This is a genomic window from Paenibacillus sp. J22R56 (genome assembly GCF_056269375.1).
The window spans coordinates 243,957-263,799 of record NZ_JBWDNV010000002.1 but is presented as its reverse complement, the minus strand read 5'-3'; the positions used below and the strand labels follow the sequence as shown (position 1 = coordinate 263,799).

21 protein-coding genes are annotated in these 19,843 nt (G+C 46.4%); 8 read left to right on the top strand and 13 right to left on the bottom strand.

The genetic code is table 11. The annotated features are described in order from the left end of the window. Positions 1–3: 3 nt before the first annotated feature. From AC0YNT_RS05005 to AC0YNT_RS04975, 7 genes are all read right to left on the bottom strand, one after another. Positions 4–945: a metal ABC transporter solute-binding protein, Zn/Mn family gene (locus AC0YNT_RS05005; RefSeq protein ID WP_475803606.1), complete on the bottom strand. Its 942-nt coding sequence runs from the start codon at positions 943–945 to the stop codon at positions 4–6. 210 nt (positions 946–1,155) lie between these two features. Next, positions 1,156–3,147 (bottom strand): methionine--tRNA ligase, encoded by a 1,992-nt coding sequence (gene metG / locus AC0YNT_RS05000; protein ID WP_475803605.1) that lies wholly within the window; start codon positions 3,145–3,147, stop codon positions 1,156–1,158. A gap of 377 nt (positions 3,148–3,524) precedes the next feature. After that, positions 3,525–3,797, bottom strand: coding sequence for a membrane protein insertion efficiency factor YidD (gene yidD, locus AC0YNT_RS04995; protein WP_475803604.1), 273 nt, complete (start codon positions 3,795–3,797; stop codon positions 3,525–3,527). Beyond that, positions 3,797–4,204 (bottom strand): Fur family transcriptional regulator, encoded by a 408-nt coding sequence (locus tag AC0YNT_RS04990; protein WP_475804075.1) that lies wholly within the window; start codon positions 4,202–4,204, stop codon positions 3,797–3,799. Before AC0YNT_RS04990 ends, yidD begins: the two co-directional genes overlap by 1 nt. A 123-nt stretch (positions 4,205–4,327) precedes the next feature. Beyond that, positions 4,328–4,552, bottom strand: coding sequence for a hypothetical protein (locus AC0YNT_RS04985; protein WP_475803603.1), 225 nt, complete (start codon positions 4,550–4,552; stop codon positions 4,328–4,330). Between the two features lie 36 nt (positions 4,553–4,588). Further along, on the bottom strand, positions 4,589–4,789 hold the full coding sequence (locus AC0YNT_RS04980; RefSeq protein ID WP_167272590.1) for a hypothetical protein: 201 nt from the start codon (positions 4,787–4,789) through the stop codon (positions 4,589–4,591). A gap of 106 nt (positions 4,790–4,895) precedes the next feature. Further along, positions 4,896–5,342, bottom strand: coding sequence for an Hsp20/alpha crystallin family protein (locus tag AC0YNT_RS04975; protein ID WP_167272586.1), 447 nt, complete (start codon positions 5,340–5,342; stop codon positions 4,896–4,898). A 160-nt stretch (positions 5,343–5,502) separates the two neighbouring features. Between AC0YNT_RS04975 and AC0YNT_RS04970 the strand changes: the two genes are divergently transcribed. The 6 genes from AC0YNT_RS04970 to AC0YNT_RS04945 all read left to right on the top strand — a co-directional run bounded on the left by AC0YNT_RS04970 (position 5,503) and on the right by AC0YNT_RS04945 (position 7,557). After that, positions 5,503–5,733, top strand: coding sequence for a spore germination protein (locus AC0YNT_RS04970; RefSeq protein WP_015843867.1), 231 nt, complete (start codon positions 5,503–5,505; stop codon positions 5,731–5,733). Positions 5,734–5,736: 3 nt separating this feature from the next. Next, complete coding sequence (locus AC0YNT_RS04965) at positions 5,737–5,940, top strand: spore germination protein GerPB (RefSeq protein ID WP_132304456.1); 204 nt, start codon at positions 5,737–5,739, stop codon at positions 5,938–5,940. Positions 5,941–5,958: 18 nt separating this feature from the next. Further along, positions 5,959–6,630, top strand: a complete 672-nt coding sequence (gerPC, locus tag AC0YNT_RS04960; protein ID WP_475803602.1) for a spore germination protein GerPC — start codon at positions 5,959–5,961, stop codon at positions 6,628–6,630. A gap of 32 nt (positions 6,631–6,662) precedes the next feature. Then, positions 6,663–6,884 (top strand): hypothetical protein, encoded by a 222-nt coding sequence (locus AC0YNT_RS04955; RefSeq protein ID WP_475803601.1) that lies wholly within the window; start codon positions 6,663–6,665, stop codon positions 6,882–6,884. Positions 6,885–6,898: 14 nt separating this feature from the next. Continuing rightward, on the top strand, positions 6,899–7,309 hold the full coding sequence (locus AC0YNT_RS04950) for a spore germination protein GerPE (protein WP_475803600.1): 411 nt from the start codon (positions 6,899–6,901) through the stop codon (positions 7,307–7,309). 116 nt (positions 7,310–7,425) lie between these two features. Then, on the top strand, positions 7,426–7,557 hold the full coding sequence (locus tag AC0YNT_RS04945) for a sporulation protein YjcZ (protein WP_167272572.1): 132 nt from the start codon (positions 7,426–7,428) through the stop codon (positions 7,555–7,557). A 115-nt stretch (positions 7,558–7,672) separates the two neighbouring features. Here AC0YNT_RS04945 and AC0YNT_RS04940 read toward each other — a convergent pair whose 3' ends face one another. Genes AC0YNT_RS04940 through glgB form a run of 5 tightly spaced genes read right to left on the bottom strand, consistent with a single transcriptional unit; the run spans position 7,673 to position 15,322 of the window. Then, positions 7,673–9,637 (bottom strand): glycoside hydrolase family 15 protein, encoded by a 1,965-nt coding sequence (locus AC0YNT_RS04940; protein WP_475803599.1) that lies wholly within the window; start codon positions 9,635–9,637, stop codon positions 7,673–7,675. After that, positions 9,619–11,082, bottom strand: a complete 1,464-nt coding sequence (glgA, locus tag AC0YNT_RS04935; RefSeq protein WP_475803598.1) for a glycogen synthase GlgA — start codon at positions 11,080–11,082, stop codon at positions 9,619–9,621. Before glgA ends, AC0YNT_RS04940 begins: the two co-directional genes overlap by 19 nt. A 38-nt stretch (positions 11,083–11,120) precedes the next feature. After that, on the bottom strand, positions 11,121–12,233 hold the full coding sequence (gene glgD, locus AC0YNT_RS04930; protein ID WP_475803597.1) for a glucose-1-phosphate adenylyltransferase subunit GlgD: 1,113 nt from the start codon (positions 12,231–12,233) through the stop codon (positions 11,121–11,123). After that, entirely contained in the window at positions 12,230–13,399 is a 1,170-nt protein-coding gene (locus tag AC0YNT_RS04925; protein ID WP_475803596.1) for a glucose-1-phosphate adenylyltransferase, read from the bottom strand. The genes glgD and AC0YNT_RS04925 overlap by 4 nt, the downstream gene beginning before the upstream one ends. Positions 13,400–13,414: 15 nt before the next feature. Beyond that, positions 13,415–15,322 carry a 1,4-alpha-glucan branching protein GlgB gene (glgB, locus tag AC0YNT_RS04920; RefSeq protein ID WP_475803595.1) on the bottom strand — a complete coding sequence of 636 codons (1,908 nt, stop codon included), beginning with the start codon at positions 15,320–15,322 and terminating at the stop codon, positions 13,415–13,417. 666 nt (positions 15,323–15,988) lie between these two features. Between glgB and AC0YNT_RS04915 the strand changes: the two genes are divergently transcribed. Next, complete coding sequence (locus tag AC0YNT_RS04915) at positions 15,989–16,561, top strand: helix-turn-helix domain-containing protein (protein WP_475803594.1); 573 nt, start codon at positions 15,989–15,991, stop codon at positions 16,559–16,561. 9 nt (positions 16,562–16,570) lie between these two features. Here the strand turns inward: AC0YNT_RS04915 and helD are convergent, their stop codons facing one another. Beyond that, positions 16,571–18,898 (bottom strand): RNA polymerase recycling motor HelD, encoded by a 2,328-nt coding sequence (gene helD, locus AC0YNT_RS04910; RefSeq protein ID WP_475803593.1) that lies wholly within the window; start codon positions 18,896–18,898, stop codon positions 16,571–16,573. A 225-nt stretch (positions 18,899–19,123) separates the two neighbouring features. Between helD and AC0YNT_RS04905 the strand changes: the two genes are divergently transcribed. After that, positions 19,124–19,816, top strand: coding sequence for a queuosine precursor transporter (locus AC0YNT_RS04905; RefSeq protein WP_475803592.1), 693 nt, complete (start codon positions 19,124–19,126; stop codon positions 19,814–19,816). Positions 19,817–19,843: the final 27 nt, after the last annotated feature.

The window sequence follows — 19,843 nt, the reverse complement described above, 5'->3', positions numbered from 1 at the left end:
TTATTATTGCAATCCGGTTAATAAGTTTTGCAGATTTTGTTCCATCAGACTTAAGTAATCTTCTCCTGCTTTTTCCTGTTTTGGTGTAAGACCTTCAATAGGATTAAGCACGAGCAGCTCTGTATTTGTCTCATCGGCAATCGTATTGGCCAAATCACGGGAGACCAGCTCTTCGAAGTAAATATATTTGATGCCTTCCGATTTCACGAGCTTAGCTACATTCAGCAGATCTTGAGGACGCGGCTCTGCATCAGGAGATAGGCCAGTTATGGCGATTTGCTTCAAACCGTAATCCCTTGCCAAATAACCAAAAGCTTGATGGGATACGACGATTGTATTATGCGGCGCCGTCGCTAATTTAGTCTCGAACTCATCATTCAGTGCCTCAAGCTTACCTACCAGTTCTTTATAGTTAGCTTCAAACTCATCTTTGTGAGCAGCATCCGCTTGAACTAAGCTGTCTCTTACGTTAGCAGCCATAATTATAGCAGATTTTGGACTTACCCAGGTATGCGGATCAACATCCAGATCATGGTCATGACCTTCATCTTCATGCTCATCTTCTTCCGGATTACCATGAATCATTTCAATCCCTTTGCTCATTTCTGCCGCAACGAGACCGCTGTTCTTAGGCAGACCTGTCAGGAAATCATCCGTCCAGCCTTCAAGTCCTGCACCGTTGTACAGGAATAGCTGTGCTTTCGAAGCGATCGTCAAATCTTGACTCTTTGGTGTCCAATCATGTGGTTCGACACCAGCCGGTATTAAGTTTACGACATTTACATTGTCGCCGCCAATCTCTGATGCCAAATAATATAGCGGGTAAAAGCTGGTCACCACATTCGTCTTGCCTTCGACAAGCTCCTTATTCGAATTACTCCCGCATGCCGCCAGAAATACTGTTATTACAATAAAAAGAAGGCCCATATTTTTGGTATAACGCATTCGTATAATCTCCAATCGTTTCTTTTTAGTAATCGTTACTATTACGTTTAAGATTATACGAGTGGGTTTAAACCCTGTCAACCCACAATATGAAATAATTGAAGTTAACCTATTATCTACTATTTACACGCTTGGGCTAGCACATACGTCAACACAAAAGAACCGCCGCGGATCATAAGATCCGGGCGGTTCTCCCTTGCACTTGCTTCCTTATTTAACGATAGCGCCGTTAGGCATGTCATCTGGTACCGTCGCAAGAGTAAGCTGATCACCATGGGAAGCTGCCAGAATCATCCCTTGGGACAATTCACCACGAAGCTTCACCGGCTTCAGGTTCGTGACACAAATAACTTTGCGTCCGACCATTTGCTCAGGCGTGTAAAATTTCGCAATACCAGATACGACCTGGCGCTGCTCATAACCAAGATCAAGCTGCAGCTTCAGCAGCTTATCTGCTTTCTTCACAGGCTCAGCGGCAATAACTTGGGCAACACGAAGCTCGACTTTACCGAAATCCTCAATACCGATTTCTTCTTTTGATTCAGCTTCAACTACAGGAGCTGCATTCTCGGCTGCAGGAGCAGCTGTCTCCGCGTTAACGTTAGCCGTTCCTCCGCCCATTGCCGCAGCAATGTAAGCAACCTCTTCCGCTGCATCAAGACGCGGGAAGACAGGTGCGCCTTTGCTAACGCGTGTTCCGCCAGGCAGCTGGCCGAATTGCTTCGTGCTGTCCCATATAGTCAATTCGCCTTCTTCAAGACCAAGCTGACGCCACAGTTCACGAGGACCATGAGTCAGGAACGGCTGAAGCAGAATCGAGATGACACGAAGCGACTCCGCTAGGTGATACATAACCGAAGCCAGCTCACCTTTTTTCGCTTCGTCCTTCGCAAGTGCCCAAGGGGAAGTCTCATCAATATATTTATTTGTACGGCTGACAAACTGCCAGATAGCCGCTAAGGCAACCGAGAATTCCATTGTCTCCATCGATGCTTCAACTTGACGAACGGTGTCTGCCGCAAGCACTTGAAGGGATTCATCAAACTCGGTTACATTCCCGCCATAAGCCGGAATTTCGCCATCGAAATATTTGTCAATCATCGCAACGGTACGGTTCAGCAGGTTGCCTAGGTCATTAGCCAGATCGAAGTTAATACGGTCAACAAAGTTCTCTGGGGTGAACGTTCCGTCGGAACCAAACGGCACTTCACGCAGCAGATAGTAACGGACCGCATCAAGGCCGTAACGGTCGATAAGGGTAACCGGATCAACGACATTGCCCTTCGACTTCGACATTTTGCCATCCTTCATCAGAAGCCAGCCATGCGCGAATACTTTCTTCGGTAGCGGCAGCCCAAGAGCCATAAGCATGATTGGCCAATAAATCGTATGGAAACGAACGATCTCCTTGCCGACCAAATGAACATCCGCTGGCCAGAAACGGTCGTACAAATCATTGGTTTTACCCTCTGCCCCATAACCCAGCGCAGTAATATAGTTAGACAAAGCATCAATCCAAACATAGATAACATGCTTCGGATCACCAGGAACCTTGATACCCCAATCGAAAGTTGTGCGGGATACCGCAAGATCCTCGAGGCCTGGCTTAATAAAGTTATTAATCATCTCATTCTTGCGTGATTCTGGTTGAATGAACTCCGGATTCTCTTCATAGTGCTTCAGAAGGCGATCGGCGTATTTGCTCATCCGGAAGAAGTAGCTCTCTTCCTTAACAAGTTCAACAGGACGTCCACAATCCGGACAGTTGCCATTTACCAGCTGACGCTCCAGGAAGAACGATTCGCACGGTGTACAGTACCAGCCTTCATATTCGCCTTTATAAATATCATCCTGCTTCAGCAATTGCGCGAAAATCTTCTCTACTGCTTCTTTATGACGGGGCTCCGTCGTACGAATGAAATCATTGTTGGAGATCTCAAGCTTAGACCAAAGCTCTTTAATGCCTACCACGATATCATCGACGAACTGCTGAGGAGATTTATTTTTATCCTTCGCATTACGTTCAATCTTCTGACCATGCTCGTCAGTACCTGTCAAATACCATACATCATAGCCGCGAAGACGTTTGTAACGAGCCATTGCGTCGCCAGCTACTGTTGTGTAGGCATGTCCGATATGAAGCTTATCACTTGGATAATAAATCGGTGTTGTAATATAAAAGGTTTTGTTATCGTTTCCCATTTCATCTACCTCCATTATCATCATATACATGCATGAGAACGCAAAAAACTCCCGTCCAACATGGGACGAGAGTTGCATTCACTCACGCGGTACCACCCAAATTTCCGCTGCGCTGATTGAAGTACTTAAAGCACAGCAGCTTCGTGTGCCGCCAATTAAGGACGGCAGAGCTGTTAACGCCAGCTTCGCGCCATTCCCTTACCTGACTGATACAGGCTCGGAAACAGATCCTCCCGGACCATCTTCTGATGCTTATCCATACCGGCTTCCAGCACCTTGCCCGGCTCTCTGTCATGGACTCTTCATCGTACTTATCCGTTCATCGAATATACAAATATGCTTATATGACAAAATATAACCAATTCAGCGCGTCATTGTCAAGGAGCAGCTGTTCCTTCTTCCTCGTCATTGCTGCCAGCAACAGGCGGAACGGGATCATATCCACCTGGGTGGAAGGGATGGCAGCGTGCGATTCGCTTGGCAGCTAGCCAGGAACCCTTCAGTGCGCCATGCTTCTCCAGTGCCTCAAGCGCATACGCCGAACAAGTCGGATAATAGCGGCAGGATGGCGGAGTGAGTGGTGAAATCACTTTCCGATAAAAGATAACCGGTGCCTGAAGCACTCTTCTTGCTCTTCGGCCGCCTGCCATTACTCTTCTCCAGCAGCCGACTCTTCCTGTATGCAGTCTTTACAGTAGCCGAAAACTTCAAATTTATGCTTCACGACACGAAACTCATCTGGTACGGCAGTCTGCTCCATCGGGCAAAAGATAATCGGATACGTCTTGCCGCATTGCAGGCAGATCATATGATGGTGATGCTCGTTCTCCCTGCAATGCAGCTTGAACTTAACACCTTCCTCGAAGATGACCTGTTCCAGCACACCTAGCTCCTCCATAACACGCAAGTTGCGGTATACCGTATCAAAGCTTAATCCCGTGTAGGATTTGCCCATATATTCATATACTTCCTTAGGTGCAAGATAACCCGGCGTCTCAGCAAACAACTTGGCCAGCGATTTCCGCTGATCCGTTATTCGTAAACCCTGTCCGGTCATTCGTTGTATAATTTCCTCTATTGTATGCAAGGTAAGAACCTCCGACAAAAAAGTCTCTTTTTATTCATAATGCCGAAAAAAAAGACTCTCGTCAATGAGAGCCTTTTGCTAGGCACAACTTTATCAGCCATTTAGTCGCATATTAATCAAGAAACTTGCGCACATAGCAAGAAATAACAGCAAGCTGACAAAAGATACGATCTTTCGTCTACGCTTCGCGACAGCTAGTCGCTGCACACCCGCTGGATCCAATGCCGCCTCGGTAACGAAGCGATGCATGAACAATAACGTAATGACCGACGCTACGAATAACATATTAACTACAAACCATATTGCCGTCCACATCATAACGGGCACACCTCCAATTCATCTGCAGATCTCCCGCTACAAATACCACTTGTTTAAAATAACCATTAATACAACGAAGCTGACCACTGCTCCGCCAAAACATACCCAGCCATACCGGAAGCGCTGCTGGAACATGCGGAGAATACCTAAGCTTAATAATCCAAAGATAAGCAATAGAAAGACGATCCCAATAATAAATAATGAAGCAGAGATGTCACTGACATCGACTAAAGTCACTGCATACACTCCCTTATGTAATAATGCAAGTACACACTATTAGCATTATAAGGGATTGTCCATTCATTCGCTAGCGACAAAAAAACGACAGTATCAAGGCCCTTCCTTAGCGGCCTTTCAACCATCGAATATCGGCTTCATAATAGGCTCCTGCCCTCGGCCTCTTGCGAAGCTTCACCTGTAGCACAAAGTTCTTCACTACTGCGCGGCAAATTTTGGGCTGAACAAGCTTTGGCAGCTTTATCGTTTCTTTCTGATTATTTGGAAGTCCTTCTATTCGAAGACGGTCATCTCTTACGAGCAGGCGTAGTTCTTCACGGTTTACTTCACGCGGAAGGTGAAACTTCACGAGTAAGAAATGATGCGTCTCGAAAAAGGAGATCCCTTCTTCTTCTGCCTGATCCAGAATAGAATTCGCCGCTGCTGGCAGTGATTTTGTCATCATCTTACGAACAAACTGCTCAACCCAATCCGGTTCCTTCATGACATCGAAGCCCTTTGGCAGACGTTGACCGTCCAGCCACCGCTCCAGCTCATCCCATTTCTTCTCCATGTCCCGTTCACCTCCAGCCCTTCTTTCTTCAGCATATGCGAAGTTGGGCGGGGAGGCTACATGGTCCGTTAGGCTTCTAACCACACGGGCTGCGGAACCTCTAGGCGTATGCCGCATACGATAATACACAAGACGCTTTAAGGGAAAAGGGTGAGTACGCATGCCATCTATCGTTGGATTTGTAAAAGTCGTTAGCGTTGGTTCCAGTGCCGTTGTTCAATTCGGAGACGCCGTTCAAGTATCACCGTCCAGCCAGACCAAAACCTATGCTGGCTCCGGCTCGTTCCTAACAGGAAGCCTGGCTAACTCAAACAACGCGGTTAGTGCGACCAATACGCTAGATCCGGATGTGCAAGACAATTCTCAGAACAACCTGGAAACTGTGGTGTAATGTATGAATTGGACGATATATCAGACCATTACCATTCAGCAGCTCCGGGTGAACAGTGTATCCAACAGCTCAGTTCTGCAAGTGGGAAGCGCGGGATCAATTCGGTCCTTGTCACAAATGTATAACTCGGGAGGTTTCACGGGCCCTGCTCCGCAGCTTGGGGAAGAAAGCCCCCTCTCCCTTGTCCCGCTTCCTGATCCCGCCTAAAGAGAGGAGTCATTCCCTATGCAGCAGCCCCCGCCGCCTGGCAATGGGTTATCTCCATGGCAAGCCTGGTCACTTGAGCTTCAATCGAAGCTCAAAGCACAGCAAACACAAATTTATTCTCTAGAGCAGCAGCTTGCTGTTATATGTGAACAGCTCAAGCAAATCGAGAGCAAGCCTATTTATAACATCGAGAAGCTTGAGTATCATTTTGACCAATTAAAAGTAGAGAAGCTTGAAGGGACATTAAATATCGGAATGACGCCGCCAGGAATGCCCAATGGAGACGGAGACATTGAACAGCTCTCTGTCCCTCCTAAGCCAAACGTTTATCCGGCGGCGGCATCTGGCTTAACGCCTCCTTCAGCTCCTTATGCTGATGTTCGCAGCGAGGTCGATCACTATTTGAATGCCCAGGGTATGCAAAAGCTGGTTGAATTGGAATCCGAATACGGGGTGCAGCTCGATCCTTACCACCGACGAATGGTTCTGGAAGACATCCGTAAGCAAATGCCTTCCCGTATCCATTTCTATATGACCCTGAAGCCTGGCGAAGGAGAATCCAATTCGAATGGAGCAGAGACCGAGCAGCAGAAAAAAGAGGTCATATTCTCCAAGACCATAAGGGATGTTGATGCCGCAATGCAAAGATATATGCAGCTGTTACAGAATGGCGGCGGCAATCCAACTTAAGTGTGTATTGTTTGACGAGGAGTTGAGAATGTATGTTGAATTTTACTGTACACAATTGCGGCTTAACTGTAGGATCGATTGAAATCTTAGGCGTATCCGCAGCTTCTATGTTCCAGATTGGCGACTCCGATTACGTCACGCTTTATTCCATGTTTGACACTCCACCGGAATCCGTTATCGCAGGTCCAATGGCTCCGCTTCCGACTCCAGAAGATGAAGAACAGGCTGCTGGCGAAGCGCCGATGGCTGGATAAGTGAGGTTTCCATTATGCAGCAGAACTTTCCGATACGCACTTCCGAGATCGCGTTAGTTTCCATCGTTGATGTATCACTTTCCTCTATTGTCCAATTTGGAGATCGAGGGGAAGCAACTCCTAAGCTGAAAGCTCTTGCCGTACAACGCGCTATTGACCACACGAAGGCTGGGAGCGTCTATTTCGAATCTTATTCGATATTCAGCCGTCCGCTCCCAAAACTCGTTGATCCGGAAGCAGAAGCCGGATATGATGTTTGCATCCAGCGTGTGAATCACTGTCCTCGTATAAAGGTAGGTTGTGTTTATGTGACTGCTGTTGGCTCCACCGCCAGCTTTCTTGCCGGCAATGCCATGCGAACAACAGCCGAATCACGTATTAAACATATCAGACAGTATGAGAAATCACTTATTGAAATCAGATAGGCATTTTCATCAAATGCATATGCACAGGTACAAATGTCCAATTCCGATAAGATCCCCCCGTCATATATTGCTCTTGTAATTGGCAATCACAACAATGACTTCGGGAGGAATGAACGATGGGATATCCTGTAGCTGGAGCTAACACGGGCTGTGCACCTGTTCAAGGAGTCTGGAACAATAGTGCGGCTTACGTTCTTGTTTTGTTTGTCTTGCTCGTAATCATCATTCGCACTTGCAACTTCTACTAAGAAGCGCTGTCGAATGAACTTATGAAAGGGAGTCCGGACTCCCTTTCATTGACGGGCATGCAGCCAAAACATCATAAAAATAGCCGCTTAGAGCGATCTAAGCGGCTTTAACGTATTATAAGGACTTTAATTCCTTGTATTTCGCTGCATATTTGCTGACGCTCTGTACGAAAGTTGCATGTGACCATGTCAGCGGCGCAACAGAGAGCGGAGAACCGTCATACGGATTTAGCTGCTCAGGGAGCAGACCACTGGACAAAGCATGATCAACTACCCATTCCAGCGTCTTATACGGTCCTTCCAGATCCGCCAGCGTTTGTGCAGAATCGATCTCATAATTCGCAACCCATAATGTACATATAATCCAAGGGTTACCCGGAACCTGATCAATCTCCCCCGACTGCTGGAAGTAATAATCATTCGTATACCTGGCGATGCCGCCAATATCGGTCCGAATTTGTAATCCTTCCTTAATCGCATCCATCGTCTTAGCAACACGTTCATCATGGACGGACAAGACACCAAACTCCCACAGACCAAAGACACTGCTCTCCAGTGTCATATCCTTCACCCATCGATTATCCCTTTGAACAAGACCGCGGGCAAACCGCCCCGTTTCTTCATCCCAAAGATGCGTTAAAATCCCCGTCTTAATGGTATGGGCTACATTCCTGTAGTGGTCACTCCGCTCATAATCGCCGAATAACTCGGTAAAGAATGCACCGGCCATAAGTCCGGCATAGACAGAAGCAGCCGTATACGTCCAGATTCCATACCGTTCCTCCCATAGATCATAGCTTGGCTTCGGAAGCGAAAGTTCAGGCTCGATATATTCGCTTAGGAAGGAAGCAGCCTTCCGAATGAGATTGCTGTATAAGGATTGGGGCAGTTCGATGACCTGATTACGCGAATAATCCTGCCATAAAGTGAACAGCACAAGCGCAGTCTCATCCTCTTGAATAGGAATACGCTGGCTTCCCTTCACGATATAGGGATGCCAACTAGAGCCCACTGTACCGTCCGGATTATATTTGTGATATAAATATCCTTCAGGTGAGAGTGCATTCGCACAAAAATGGAAAAATGGCGATATGACACTTTGATAGCCAGCCAGCGACATCGCTTCAGCGATAAGAGCCCCATCACGCGGCCACATATAGCTGTAATGGTCACGATTGTACTGAAGAATATCGGTATCATTAGCTGCTAAGATCGCTCCACGCTCATCCACTTGCGTTCTTACGAGCAGTAAGCTGTGTTTGAACATGCGGACAACATCCTTCGGCAAATCGCCTAGATCGGTCTCTGCGCGCTGCAGCCAGTGCTTCCAGTAGATCACGATCCGGCTGAGCAGCTTCTCCGGATGGTTATCCTTCACATATTTATTCAGCGTCTTTACTTCCTCCAGATTCTTACCAACAGACATCCAGTAGTATAAAGTCTTCTCACCATTAGCCGGTACAGTGGTACGCAGGCCAATCGTGCTGTCGACCGACCCCTGGGCAATCGTATTGCCCATTAAGACGCCGTCCTCTGCATCACGCCATGTTCCTTCGGCAGAATGGAATCGTTTAATCCCCGTCGAATACTGCATAATGCCGCCTTCATCCGTACATCCGCTGAACATGAAATAATTCGACCGTTTGTAATGGAACAAGGTATTATTCTCCGGAAAATAGGCCGCTGTATCGCCAACCTCAGAGCCCTCAATCATCAGGTCCTGATGGAAGAACAATCTCGCCTCACGACTATCGTTCCTTCGGTTTCGAACGACTACACGCTTAATGTAAATACACTCGCGCTGATGAATACCGTCGTTTATATGCAGTTCAACACCAAGACCCTCATGCTTTGCAATAATATTGGTCACAAGGGAATCCTCGATATAATTGAGCTCGAATGTCCATTCCTTCTCATCCAGCCAAGAGAATGCGCCTCCGATCCAAATCCCGAATCGGCAATAGTGACCGCCCACATGGTTAAGCTGTCCAACGTACGGATAATAAATATCCCGGATAAAACAATGCTGATCCAAATTGAGCAGCAGTTTACCATTGCCGATTACAAGGTGACGGGCCATTGTTCAGTCCCCTTTCGAGAAACAACAAGTTGTTCATACAAGGCCATATAAGCTTTCGCCGACCGGTTCCAGCTATAATCTTCCTTCCCGGCATTATCAACGATTTTACGCCATACCTCTTCATCCTTATAGAAGGCGAGCGCCCGCTTCAGTGTGTACCAATAATCGTCCGCATTATAATACGTAAAGCTGAAGCCGTTCCCTTCCCCGGTCATTTCATTATAAGATTGCACCGTATCCTTTAGACCGCCCGTTTCCCGAACGAGCGGAATCGAGCGATAACGAAGAGCCAGAAGCTGACTGAGACCACAGGGCTCAAACCTTGATGGCATAAGAAAAATATCCGAGCCAGCATAGATTCGTCTTGCAAGTCGGTCATTATAACCAAGCCATACTTTAAATTTATGCGGATAAAGGGCCGCGAACCAATTCATGCTGTCCTCGTACTGCTTCTCCCCTGCTCCAAGCACGACAACCTGTACATCCTCCTGCATCAGCTGCTCCAGCTTCGATGTAATCAGATCAAGGCCTTTGGACTCAACAAGTCTGCTGACGACGCCAAGAAGTGGTGTCTCTTCCGATTCTGGAAGTCCCAGCTCTGCCTGTAAAGATAGTTTGTTCTTCCGTTTGCGTGCAATTGAAGAACGGTATGGGGTATGTAACGAAGCATCATTCATCGGATCAAATAATTCGGTGTCGATGCCGTTCACAATGCCGGTTAAATCACCGGATCGATAGCGCAGGAGACCATCAAGACGTTCTCCATACTCCCAGCCTTGAATCTCCTTGGCATAGGTGTCGCTGACAGTGGTAAGTTTGTCCGCATAGACAAGCCCCCCCTTCAAGCAGCTTGCCGCACCTTCGAACTCCAGACGATCAGCGGTGAACACATCATCGCCTGCTCCAAGCAGCTCCTTCAGCAGGTCAATCCCGAATATCCCTTGATACATCAAGTTGTGGATCGTAAACACAGATTTCACACCTGCCCAGCCCGGATCATTAACATACCGAGTCTTGAGCAGGAACGGAATAAGCCCCGCCTGCCAGTCATGACAATGGACAAGATCAGGACGGAAATCGAGATAACGAACGCATTCCATCACAGCGAAGCAGAAGAATACAAAACGCTCAGCATCATCGCCATAGCCATAAAGCCCTCTGCGTCTGAAATAAAATTCATTATCGATCAAATAGAATACGACTCCATCAATTTCAGCCTTCAACAGGCCGCAATACTGCGACCTCCAGCCGAAATTGACTTGAAATTCTGCAACTCTCTCAAATTGCTGAATATAAGTTTCAGAGATTTCCTCATACTTAGGCAAAATGATTCTAGCGTCAGCTCCACGCTGCTTCAGAGCCTTCGGCAAAGCGCCTGCAACATCAGCTAATCCCCCCGTCTTAGCGAGCGGATTCGCTTCAGAAGTAGCCATTAATATATTCATATCTGATCACCTCGCACCCTATCCATGGGTATAATTTTTTATATGATTTTACGTTTACCTGCAAGAAACGGATTCTCAGAAGAACCTCGAATATCACGGTCATATTGAACGCGTACATCTTTGTCGAGAATACAATGTTGAACGAGACTATTCTCGCCTATATCGCCATTTTGCATAATGATGCTGTTGCGGACAACGGCTCCTTTGCGGACATGAACACCACGGAATAAGATACTGTTCTCGACGGTGCCTTCAATGCGGCAGCCATTTGCAATCAGAGAATCGGTTACTTTGGCGGTTCCTAGGTAACGAGCAGGCGGCTCATCCTTGCCCTTTGTAAAGATGGTACCCGGCTGGAAGAATAATTCACGCCATACGTCTTGGCTAAGAAGGCTCATATTGCTTTGATAGAAGCTCGATAATGTATTCACTACAGCCAAATAACCTTCGTACATATAACCATATACACGCAGCTTATCAATTCTTGAGAAAATCGCATGACGGACCAAATGATCCTGCCCTTGTGCTAGCGAGGTTTCAACAAGCTCCATGAGCAGCTCTTTACGCATAATGAACATCTCCATGGAAGATACACTGCTGTGCATCCTTCCATAGTGATCCTGCATCGCCGTAATCCGCCCATCAGCATTCATCTTCACCTTGCGCGCTTTGCCGCCCATAAGATCGGCATCTTCTCTGCATACAACCGTTATATCAGCCTCACGTGCTTTATGGGCTTCAATAATAGGCTCGAAGTCAATGTTGCATACCATGTGGCTGCGGGCAATAACAACATACTCCGCTGTCGATCGATTAAAATAATCACGGTGCTGGTAGAAATGATATAAGTCTCCGCGGCTCACTTCTTGAATATCATCGGTTGCCGGCGGCAGCAGGAATAAGCCGCTTTGACGATTATTTAAGTCCCAATGGTCGCCTGAACCTACATGATCCATAAGGGAACGATATTTCGTATGTGCAAATATGGCTACTTTATTGATTCCCGAGTTCACCATACTCGATAAAATGAAATCAATAAGCCGATATCGCGCGCCAAAAGGCACGGTCGCAAGGCAGCGGTTCTGAGTCAGCCGCTCCATATCATCTGTTTCATGAATAAGATTAATAACGCCCATTACCTGATGTTTCATGACGGCTCCACCTCCAGAAGTACAGGTTCGTTAGCTACAAATTCTCCTACAGCAACTACGGTTATCGCATCATCATCCGGACTGCCGATTGAAACACCATCTTCGATTACTGCACCTTCACCAATAATTGCGCGGTAAATGCGGGCGCCTTTGCCAATACGTACATTTGGCATAATGACCGACTCACAGACAATACTGTTCTTGCCTGTAGTTACGCCATAAAACAACACAGACCGTTCGACATCCCCTTCTACAATGCAGCCTTCCGTCACCAGAGAAGAGGTTACACTCGCCCCCGATGTAATGTATTGCGCAGGACGATTTGGACTTACCGAGTAAATACGCCATTCTTTGTCCGCTAGATCCAGCGATGGCTTATCGTCCAGCAAATCCATATTGGCTTCCCATAAGCTATCGATGGTGCCGACATCTTTCCAATAGCCGCGGAAGGAATAAGTGCTTAGATGCAGTCCATCTCTCATCATCGCCGGAATGATATCTTTACCAAAGTCATGACTGGAATTACGGCTTAATTCGTCATTGATCAAATACTTTTGCAGAACTGACCATGTGAAAATGTAAACGCCCATGGAGGCAATATTGCTGGTTGGTGTTTTTGGCTTTTCTTCAAATGCTGTAATACGATCCTCGTCATCGACGTGCATGACGCCAAATCGGCTTGCTTCCTTCCAAGGCACTTCAATCCCGGCAATCGTAATATCTGCACCGCTTTTCTTATGATGCTGCAGCATGAGATCATAGTCCATTTTATAAATATGGTCACCCGAGATGACCAGAACATAGTTGGGATCATAGCGCTCGATAAACGCCATATTTTGATAAATGGCATTTGCCGTGCCTTTATACCAAACGCCGCCCTTTTGCTTTACATACGGAGGAAGAATGGCCATGCCGCCATCCTTGCGGTCGAGCCCCCACGGGCTTCCAATGCCCAAATACCGATTCAGTTCAAGAGGCTGGTATTGCGTAAGTACACCAACCGTATCAATTCCGGAATGCGCGCAATTACTTAGCGTAAAGTCGATTATGCGATATTTCCCTCCAAAGTAAACCGCAGGCTTCGCCAAATCCTTCGTGAGAACACCTAATCTTTTACCTTCTCCTCCAGCCAAAAGCATTGCAACCATTTCCTTTTTTCGACCCATGACACCAACCCCTTCTTAATGTGTGTCCCCACTCACAAAGCTGAATAATTGGAAGGATAGAGGGGGGAGATAGATGGAAATGCTTTGGTTATAGCCGTGCCAGCTCACTTTCTCGCTGTCATACTGCTGTGTAGACCGTGAATCCGAACCTCCAAACTGTTCCTCATTGCTGTTTAGGATCATGCGATAACAGCCTGGCTGCGGCACGCCTAATCGATAATTGGAATAATCATTTCTGGAGAAGTTGGCAACAGTCACGGAAAAGCCTTTCCTGCCATAACGAATGAAAGATATGATCGATTGTTCAGCATTATTCACATCAATCCATTGGAAAGCGGTTGCGTCCTGATCTCGTTCCCACAGCGATTGTTCTTTGGTGTAGACATGATTCAGAACTCGGACGTAATCTTGCATCTTGGCATGAAGCTCGTAATCTAGCAGCATCCAATCAAGAGGATCACGATCCTTCCATTCATCGAATTGTCCCCACTCTCCGCCCATGAATAGCAGCTTCTTGCCGGGATGTGCGATCCAATAACCATATAACAAGCGTAATTGAGCGAATTTCTCTTCATAGGTGCCAGGCATTTTGTTCAGGAGGGATCGTTTGCCGTGTACGACTTCATCATGTGACAGCGGTAAAACGTAATTTTCTGAGAAAGCATATAGAAGTGAGAAAGTAAGTAGGTGGTGGTAGTGTGAGCGGTCAGCTGGATCGGTCGACATATAGCGTAAAAAATCGTTCATCCAACCCATATTCCATTTAAAATTGAAGCCAAGCCCGCCTAAGTAGGTAGGTGAGGTAACTGCAGGCCAAGCGGAAGAATCTTCAGCGATCATAAGTGCATCTGGGTAGTAGTGAAATACGGTTTCGTTAATCCGTTTCATAAAGCGGAGAGCGTCTAGATTGTCAGTACCGCCAAACTCGTTCCAGGTGAACAGCTCTGGCGGTTTATCCATGTGGAGGTTGATCATGCTGGCAACTGCATCAATTCGAAGGCCGTCGAAATGGAACATATCCATCCAATAAATGGCGTTCGAGATTAAGAAGCTGATTACTTCATTTCGTTTAAAATTAAAAGCTAATGTGCCCCATAATGGCTTCTCGGCAAGTTTCTCATCTTCCCCTTCGAATAACGGGGTTCCGTCAAAAAGCCGTAGCCCATGAGCATCTTTGCAAAAATGTCCGGGCACCCAATCCAGGATAACACCAATTCCTTTTGCGTGGCAGCAATCGATAAAATGCATCAGCTGCTTCGGCCTGCCAAAACGGCTAGATGGTGCATAATAGCCTGTAATTTGATAGCCCCAGGATTGGTCGAAGGGATGTTCGTTAATCGGCATCAGCTCGATATGGGTGTATCCCATCTTGGCGGCGTAAGGAACCAGTTGCTCCGCCATTTCATCGTAGGTAAGGAAATCTTCTTTGCCTTTCAGCTTCCAAGAGCCGGCATGCACTTCGTAAATTAACAGTGGATTGGTATATGAGGGTCGTTGATGTTTGGTATCCACCCATTTCTTATCCCGCCAAGGGAACCCGCTGAGATCAGAGACAACGGAAGCGGTTTGAGGACGCCTTTCGGCAAGAAATGCGTAAGGATCTGCTTTGAGTAATCGTTCACCGGATGAGGTTATAATCTCGTACTTGTAAGCTGTGCCATCGCCTAGTCCTGGAATGAATACAACCCATATCCCAGTCGTTCCAACACGCTCCATTAACGATCCGGAACCATCCCAGTCGTTAAAATCGCCTACAAGCCGAACCTCTCTGGCGTTCGGTGCCCAAACGGCAAACCTGACGCCAAATTCACCTTCATCGTCCATTACGTGTGCACCCATGAACCGGAAACTGTGGTAAGAGCTGCCCTTGTTGAACAAGTACAAATCGCTCATTTGAAGGCCATACGGTGCCGTTTGAATCATTTCCGACAATCGCCTCCATAAGTTATAATGGTGCCGCAACGAAAAAGGGCTCAATCTCTAGAATTTAGGGAGATACCCTTATTATACATGTTTTTATGAAAATTCACACCCCATTTTCAGAAAATGATGTCAAGTTACCTTACATTAATCTGACCGATTTTTAACATAACGCGGTTTATGTAATAATGCTTAACACAATACCCTTTCGATACAGCCTGAGTCGAACAATTCACCCAGCTGCATGAAAGCAATTTCTTTGTCCTGCGAGGCAATACGGTAAGCGGGTCACCATGTCTCATAAGACGTTGATGATGCATAGCGCATAGATCCCTTGCTTTGACTGGTTTGGAACAATTCTCGATATCGCATGTTTTCATGATGTATGTTTCCCCCTAATAGCTACAACCTGCGTTGTCTTATCTTAACTGAGAACTAGGATTCTAATAAAGCTCGCTGATAGCTGATCAATCTAGCATTTCATCATTGATATGGCATCATCCGAACGATAGAACCGTTTACTGCCAGCAAGTTTAATTTATTAAACCAAAATTGATTTATTCGTGACGATTTTGTTAAATATAGTAAAGCTATTGTATAGATTCCGCCAACGGCTTATACTCGATTTTATACATTGGCGCACTTGGTATTAAAGGGAGGAACAGATTATTGCCACCGTACTATCACATCTTTCAGATACTGGATCAGCCCATGGTGCTTGTCAGAGTGACAAGAGATGCGATAACCATACACGAATCGAATGAAGCCTTTTGCCGGCTTTCAGGATATAGACATCATCAGCTGCAATCTGTATCACTTGATCTGTTGATCAACAGCCATTTGCCATGTGATAGCAGCTTGCATTTTACACAAGAGACATGCCTTACAATGGCAAATCAACAGGATATTGCGGTACATGTCGAATTTAGAGCGCTGACGATAACCGATGAGGATGACGAGAGCTACGCTCTGATTATGTTCGAGGATCGAAGTGAGTGTATCCCGCTCGACAATGCAATCATCCAAGTTTTTGATTCCGCCAAAAGATTGAAGATGTGGATGGCCAAACGAGATATAAGCACCAATCAGCTTGCAGCCTCCACCAATATCTCGCTTCAAACCATATCCAAGCTTCGCAATGGCCACATACAAAAGCCCAACCGATTAACGGCTGAGCTTATTGCTGCTGAACTGCAAGTTGCCGTCAGCGATATTTGGCCAGAAGTTAGGAACAGCCGGTAAATAGCTGAACTACTTTTGGGTAGAAAAAGCATGAGAAAGAAATGGTGACGGCTCTGAGGTGTAAAAGAGATGCAGCTCATGCATGGCACGAGTACAAGCTGTATAGAACAACTTACGTTCACTTTCTTTGCCATAAACGCTTCTAGAGGTGTTATACAAAATGACCGCATCAAATTCTACACCCTTGGCCAAGTAAGAAGGAATCACGACGGTTCCGTTCTCAAAGGTCACCGTTTCTTTCTCAACAAGCCGGATCCCAGGACATACACCCGCTAACGCTTCGAAAGCTGCCAAGCTTTCAGCTGCTGTTTTGCAAATGACCGCAATCGATTGCGCACCTTCGCCCTGAAGTGTGCGAATCCTCTCTGCAACCCCAGCTTGCAGTTCCTCAACATTAGCCGCCGCTGTTATCGTTGGTTCATCACCATTGCGATTAAACGGCACAATTCGACTCCCGCCTTCAATCATACTGCTCGTAAATTCGACAATTTGCTTTGTCGAACGATAACTCCGAGTTAGTACAATCGTCTCCGTCTCTTCCTTATTATATAAATCCCCAAGCGGATCAAAACCATTGCCTAATGCAGCATGTGCAAATATCGACTGATTGAGATCACCAAGCGCCGTCATCTTAGCCATCGGAAATACCCGCTTTAAATAATGGAATTGGAACGGCGAATAATCCTGTGCCTCATCAATGAACAAATGCCGTACCGATGTATTCATCTGAAACCCTTCAATTAAATCCTTCATATATAAGTACGGTGTTGCATCTTCATAAGTAAGCTCTCCGCGGTAAAGCTGTTCTACCGTAAGCTTGCGAATATCTTCCCACTCTGGTAAGTGGACTTCCTCCAGCCATGGTGCCTGTTCATTCTCATATAATCGACGGTATAGCGTCTGCGTATCAACAAATCGAAGCTTTTTCACTCGGCTCCGCAGTCGTTTGAACCGCTCCTGTACGATCATCGAAGCGAGCATATCTTTTTCCCGGTCAAACTCATCAAAGGATTCCGACGAGCTGCCTTCTTTGCGGCGCAGTTCATTGTAGACATGGATATAAGCCTCTTTATCAAGCAGCTCCATCTCATCTTCTACCCACTGCTTCTTCCGCTCTACCTTACTTAATCTCGTCAGCTCCTTAAGCAGCCAATCTGCTACCATCTTCATCCTATTCGGAACCGTATACGATTTATTCAGGCTGTAAAAATGCTGTTCAATCGCCTCAGCTGATACCAGCTTACGACCACGAAACTTAATCGCTTTAAACAGCAGTCCTGACTCCCCAAGGGATTCGACATATCGCTCGATCACCTTCATGAAGGCCGCTCCCGATTTATGTCGAATCGATGCGATTCGAGTTTCGTAGGATGGATCATCCATGGCTCCAAGTGTATATTCCATCTGAGCAAACGGATCCTCAAGCGCAAACGATTGCCCAATTCGATGCTCCAAATATTGCTGATAGGTCGTTTGCTGCATGTTTTGTTCGCCCAGCTCTGGAAGAACGGTCGCCACATAACTATTGAACATCGAGTTTGGTGAGAATAACACGATTTGATCCGGCTGCAGCGTTCCACGGTAACGGTACAGCAGATAAGCTACGCGCTGCAGAGCTGCTGACGTCTTGCCGCTACCGGCAGCTCCCTGCACGACAAGCAATCGAGCGCGTTCGTTACGGATAATTTGATTCTGCTCACGCTGAATCGTACCTACGATACTTTTCATCTGCGCATCCGACTGCTTGCCAAGCACCTCTTGCAGCAGCTCATCACCAATCGTGACACCAGTATCGAACATACTTACAATATTCCCTCGGCGAATCACATACTGCCGCTTCAGCGTCATATCGCCTTTGATATTCCCCGTTGGCGTAATATACTCAGCTGGACCTGGAGAGTAATCATAGTACAAGCTGGATACTGGCGCACGCCAATCATAAATAAGATAATCTGAACCAGTCTCATCCAACATGGATCCAATCCCAAGATAAATCTGTTCATTCTCCGTACTCGATTCTTCTATAAAGTCTACACGCCCGAAATAAGGAGATTGCTCCAGCTTCCGAAGCAGCTTGACCTGCTGCTCGGCATGTCTATGGCTATGCTCACGTTCAGCAAGAACCTCAGCCTGCTGCTTCAAGCTTGCCGCTGACTCCGCTGCTTCAGCCGAATCCTCAAAGTTCAGGGTAACATCATCCCAGAAGTTTTTTCGAATATCAACGATATCTTCCCTCATACCGCTTGAGCTTTGCAGCAGTTTCCCTAACTGCTCTCGAATTAAACGCATCACACGATCAACTCGTTTTTGTTCCTCCATACGCTGCTCGCCTTGCATAACTTATCCTCTCCTTCAAGCAACTTTACTTTCTTATTCTTGTAAAAAGATCGTTTTCTCATTGTAGCAAAATCTGCCTGTCAAAGAAAAGACGACAAATTGTTTTGATTCCCTGATAGTGAACGATTATAATGTCAAAGGCAGAAAATCTATCATACACCTTGCGTTGCCGGGCTGCAAGGTCGTGCTTCGTATATTCCCTTATGATCCCCTTAGGAGGCAATTATGTTTAATTTGTGGTTTGGCGCACTATTTATGCTTATTCATTTTTCGTTATTCCTTGTTTCATACCGTCTATTCGGACGTGTTGGCATATATGCGTGGATTGGCATGGCAACCGTTCTGGCTAACATTCAGGTTGTTAAAACCGTTGAAATGCCTTTTGGCATTATCATTACGCTAGGTAACACGATGTACGGTACCATTTATCTCGCGTCTGACCTGTTGAATGAGAAGTATGGCGAGCGTGCGGCTAAAAAAGCCGTATGGTTCGGATTCTTCACCCTGATTGCATCTACTATTATTATGCAGATGGCACTCCTCTTCCATCCGGACAGCTCAGATCTGGCGCATGATACCAATGATGCCCTCCATATGATATTTGGGCTTATGCCTCAAATTGCGTTAGGCAGCTTATGTGCGTATTTCGTCAGTCAGTTTCTAGATGTACGAATTTATTCCATTCTTAAAAGGGTCTTTCCTGCCCCCGGTCAGCTCTGGATTCGGAATAATGGGAGCACAATTGTCAGCCAGTTCGTAGATACTTTAATCTTCTGCACCATTGCTTTCGCAGGCACACTGGAAGGAAGTGTATGGATTTCCGTCTTCCTCTCCACTTATGTCATCAAATTTTTCGTTTCGGTTTTCTCCACACCATTCTTATATGCAGCAAGACGATTTACTTACAAAGAAGAATAACGGCATAACAAAAGGGCTCCTTCCAAG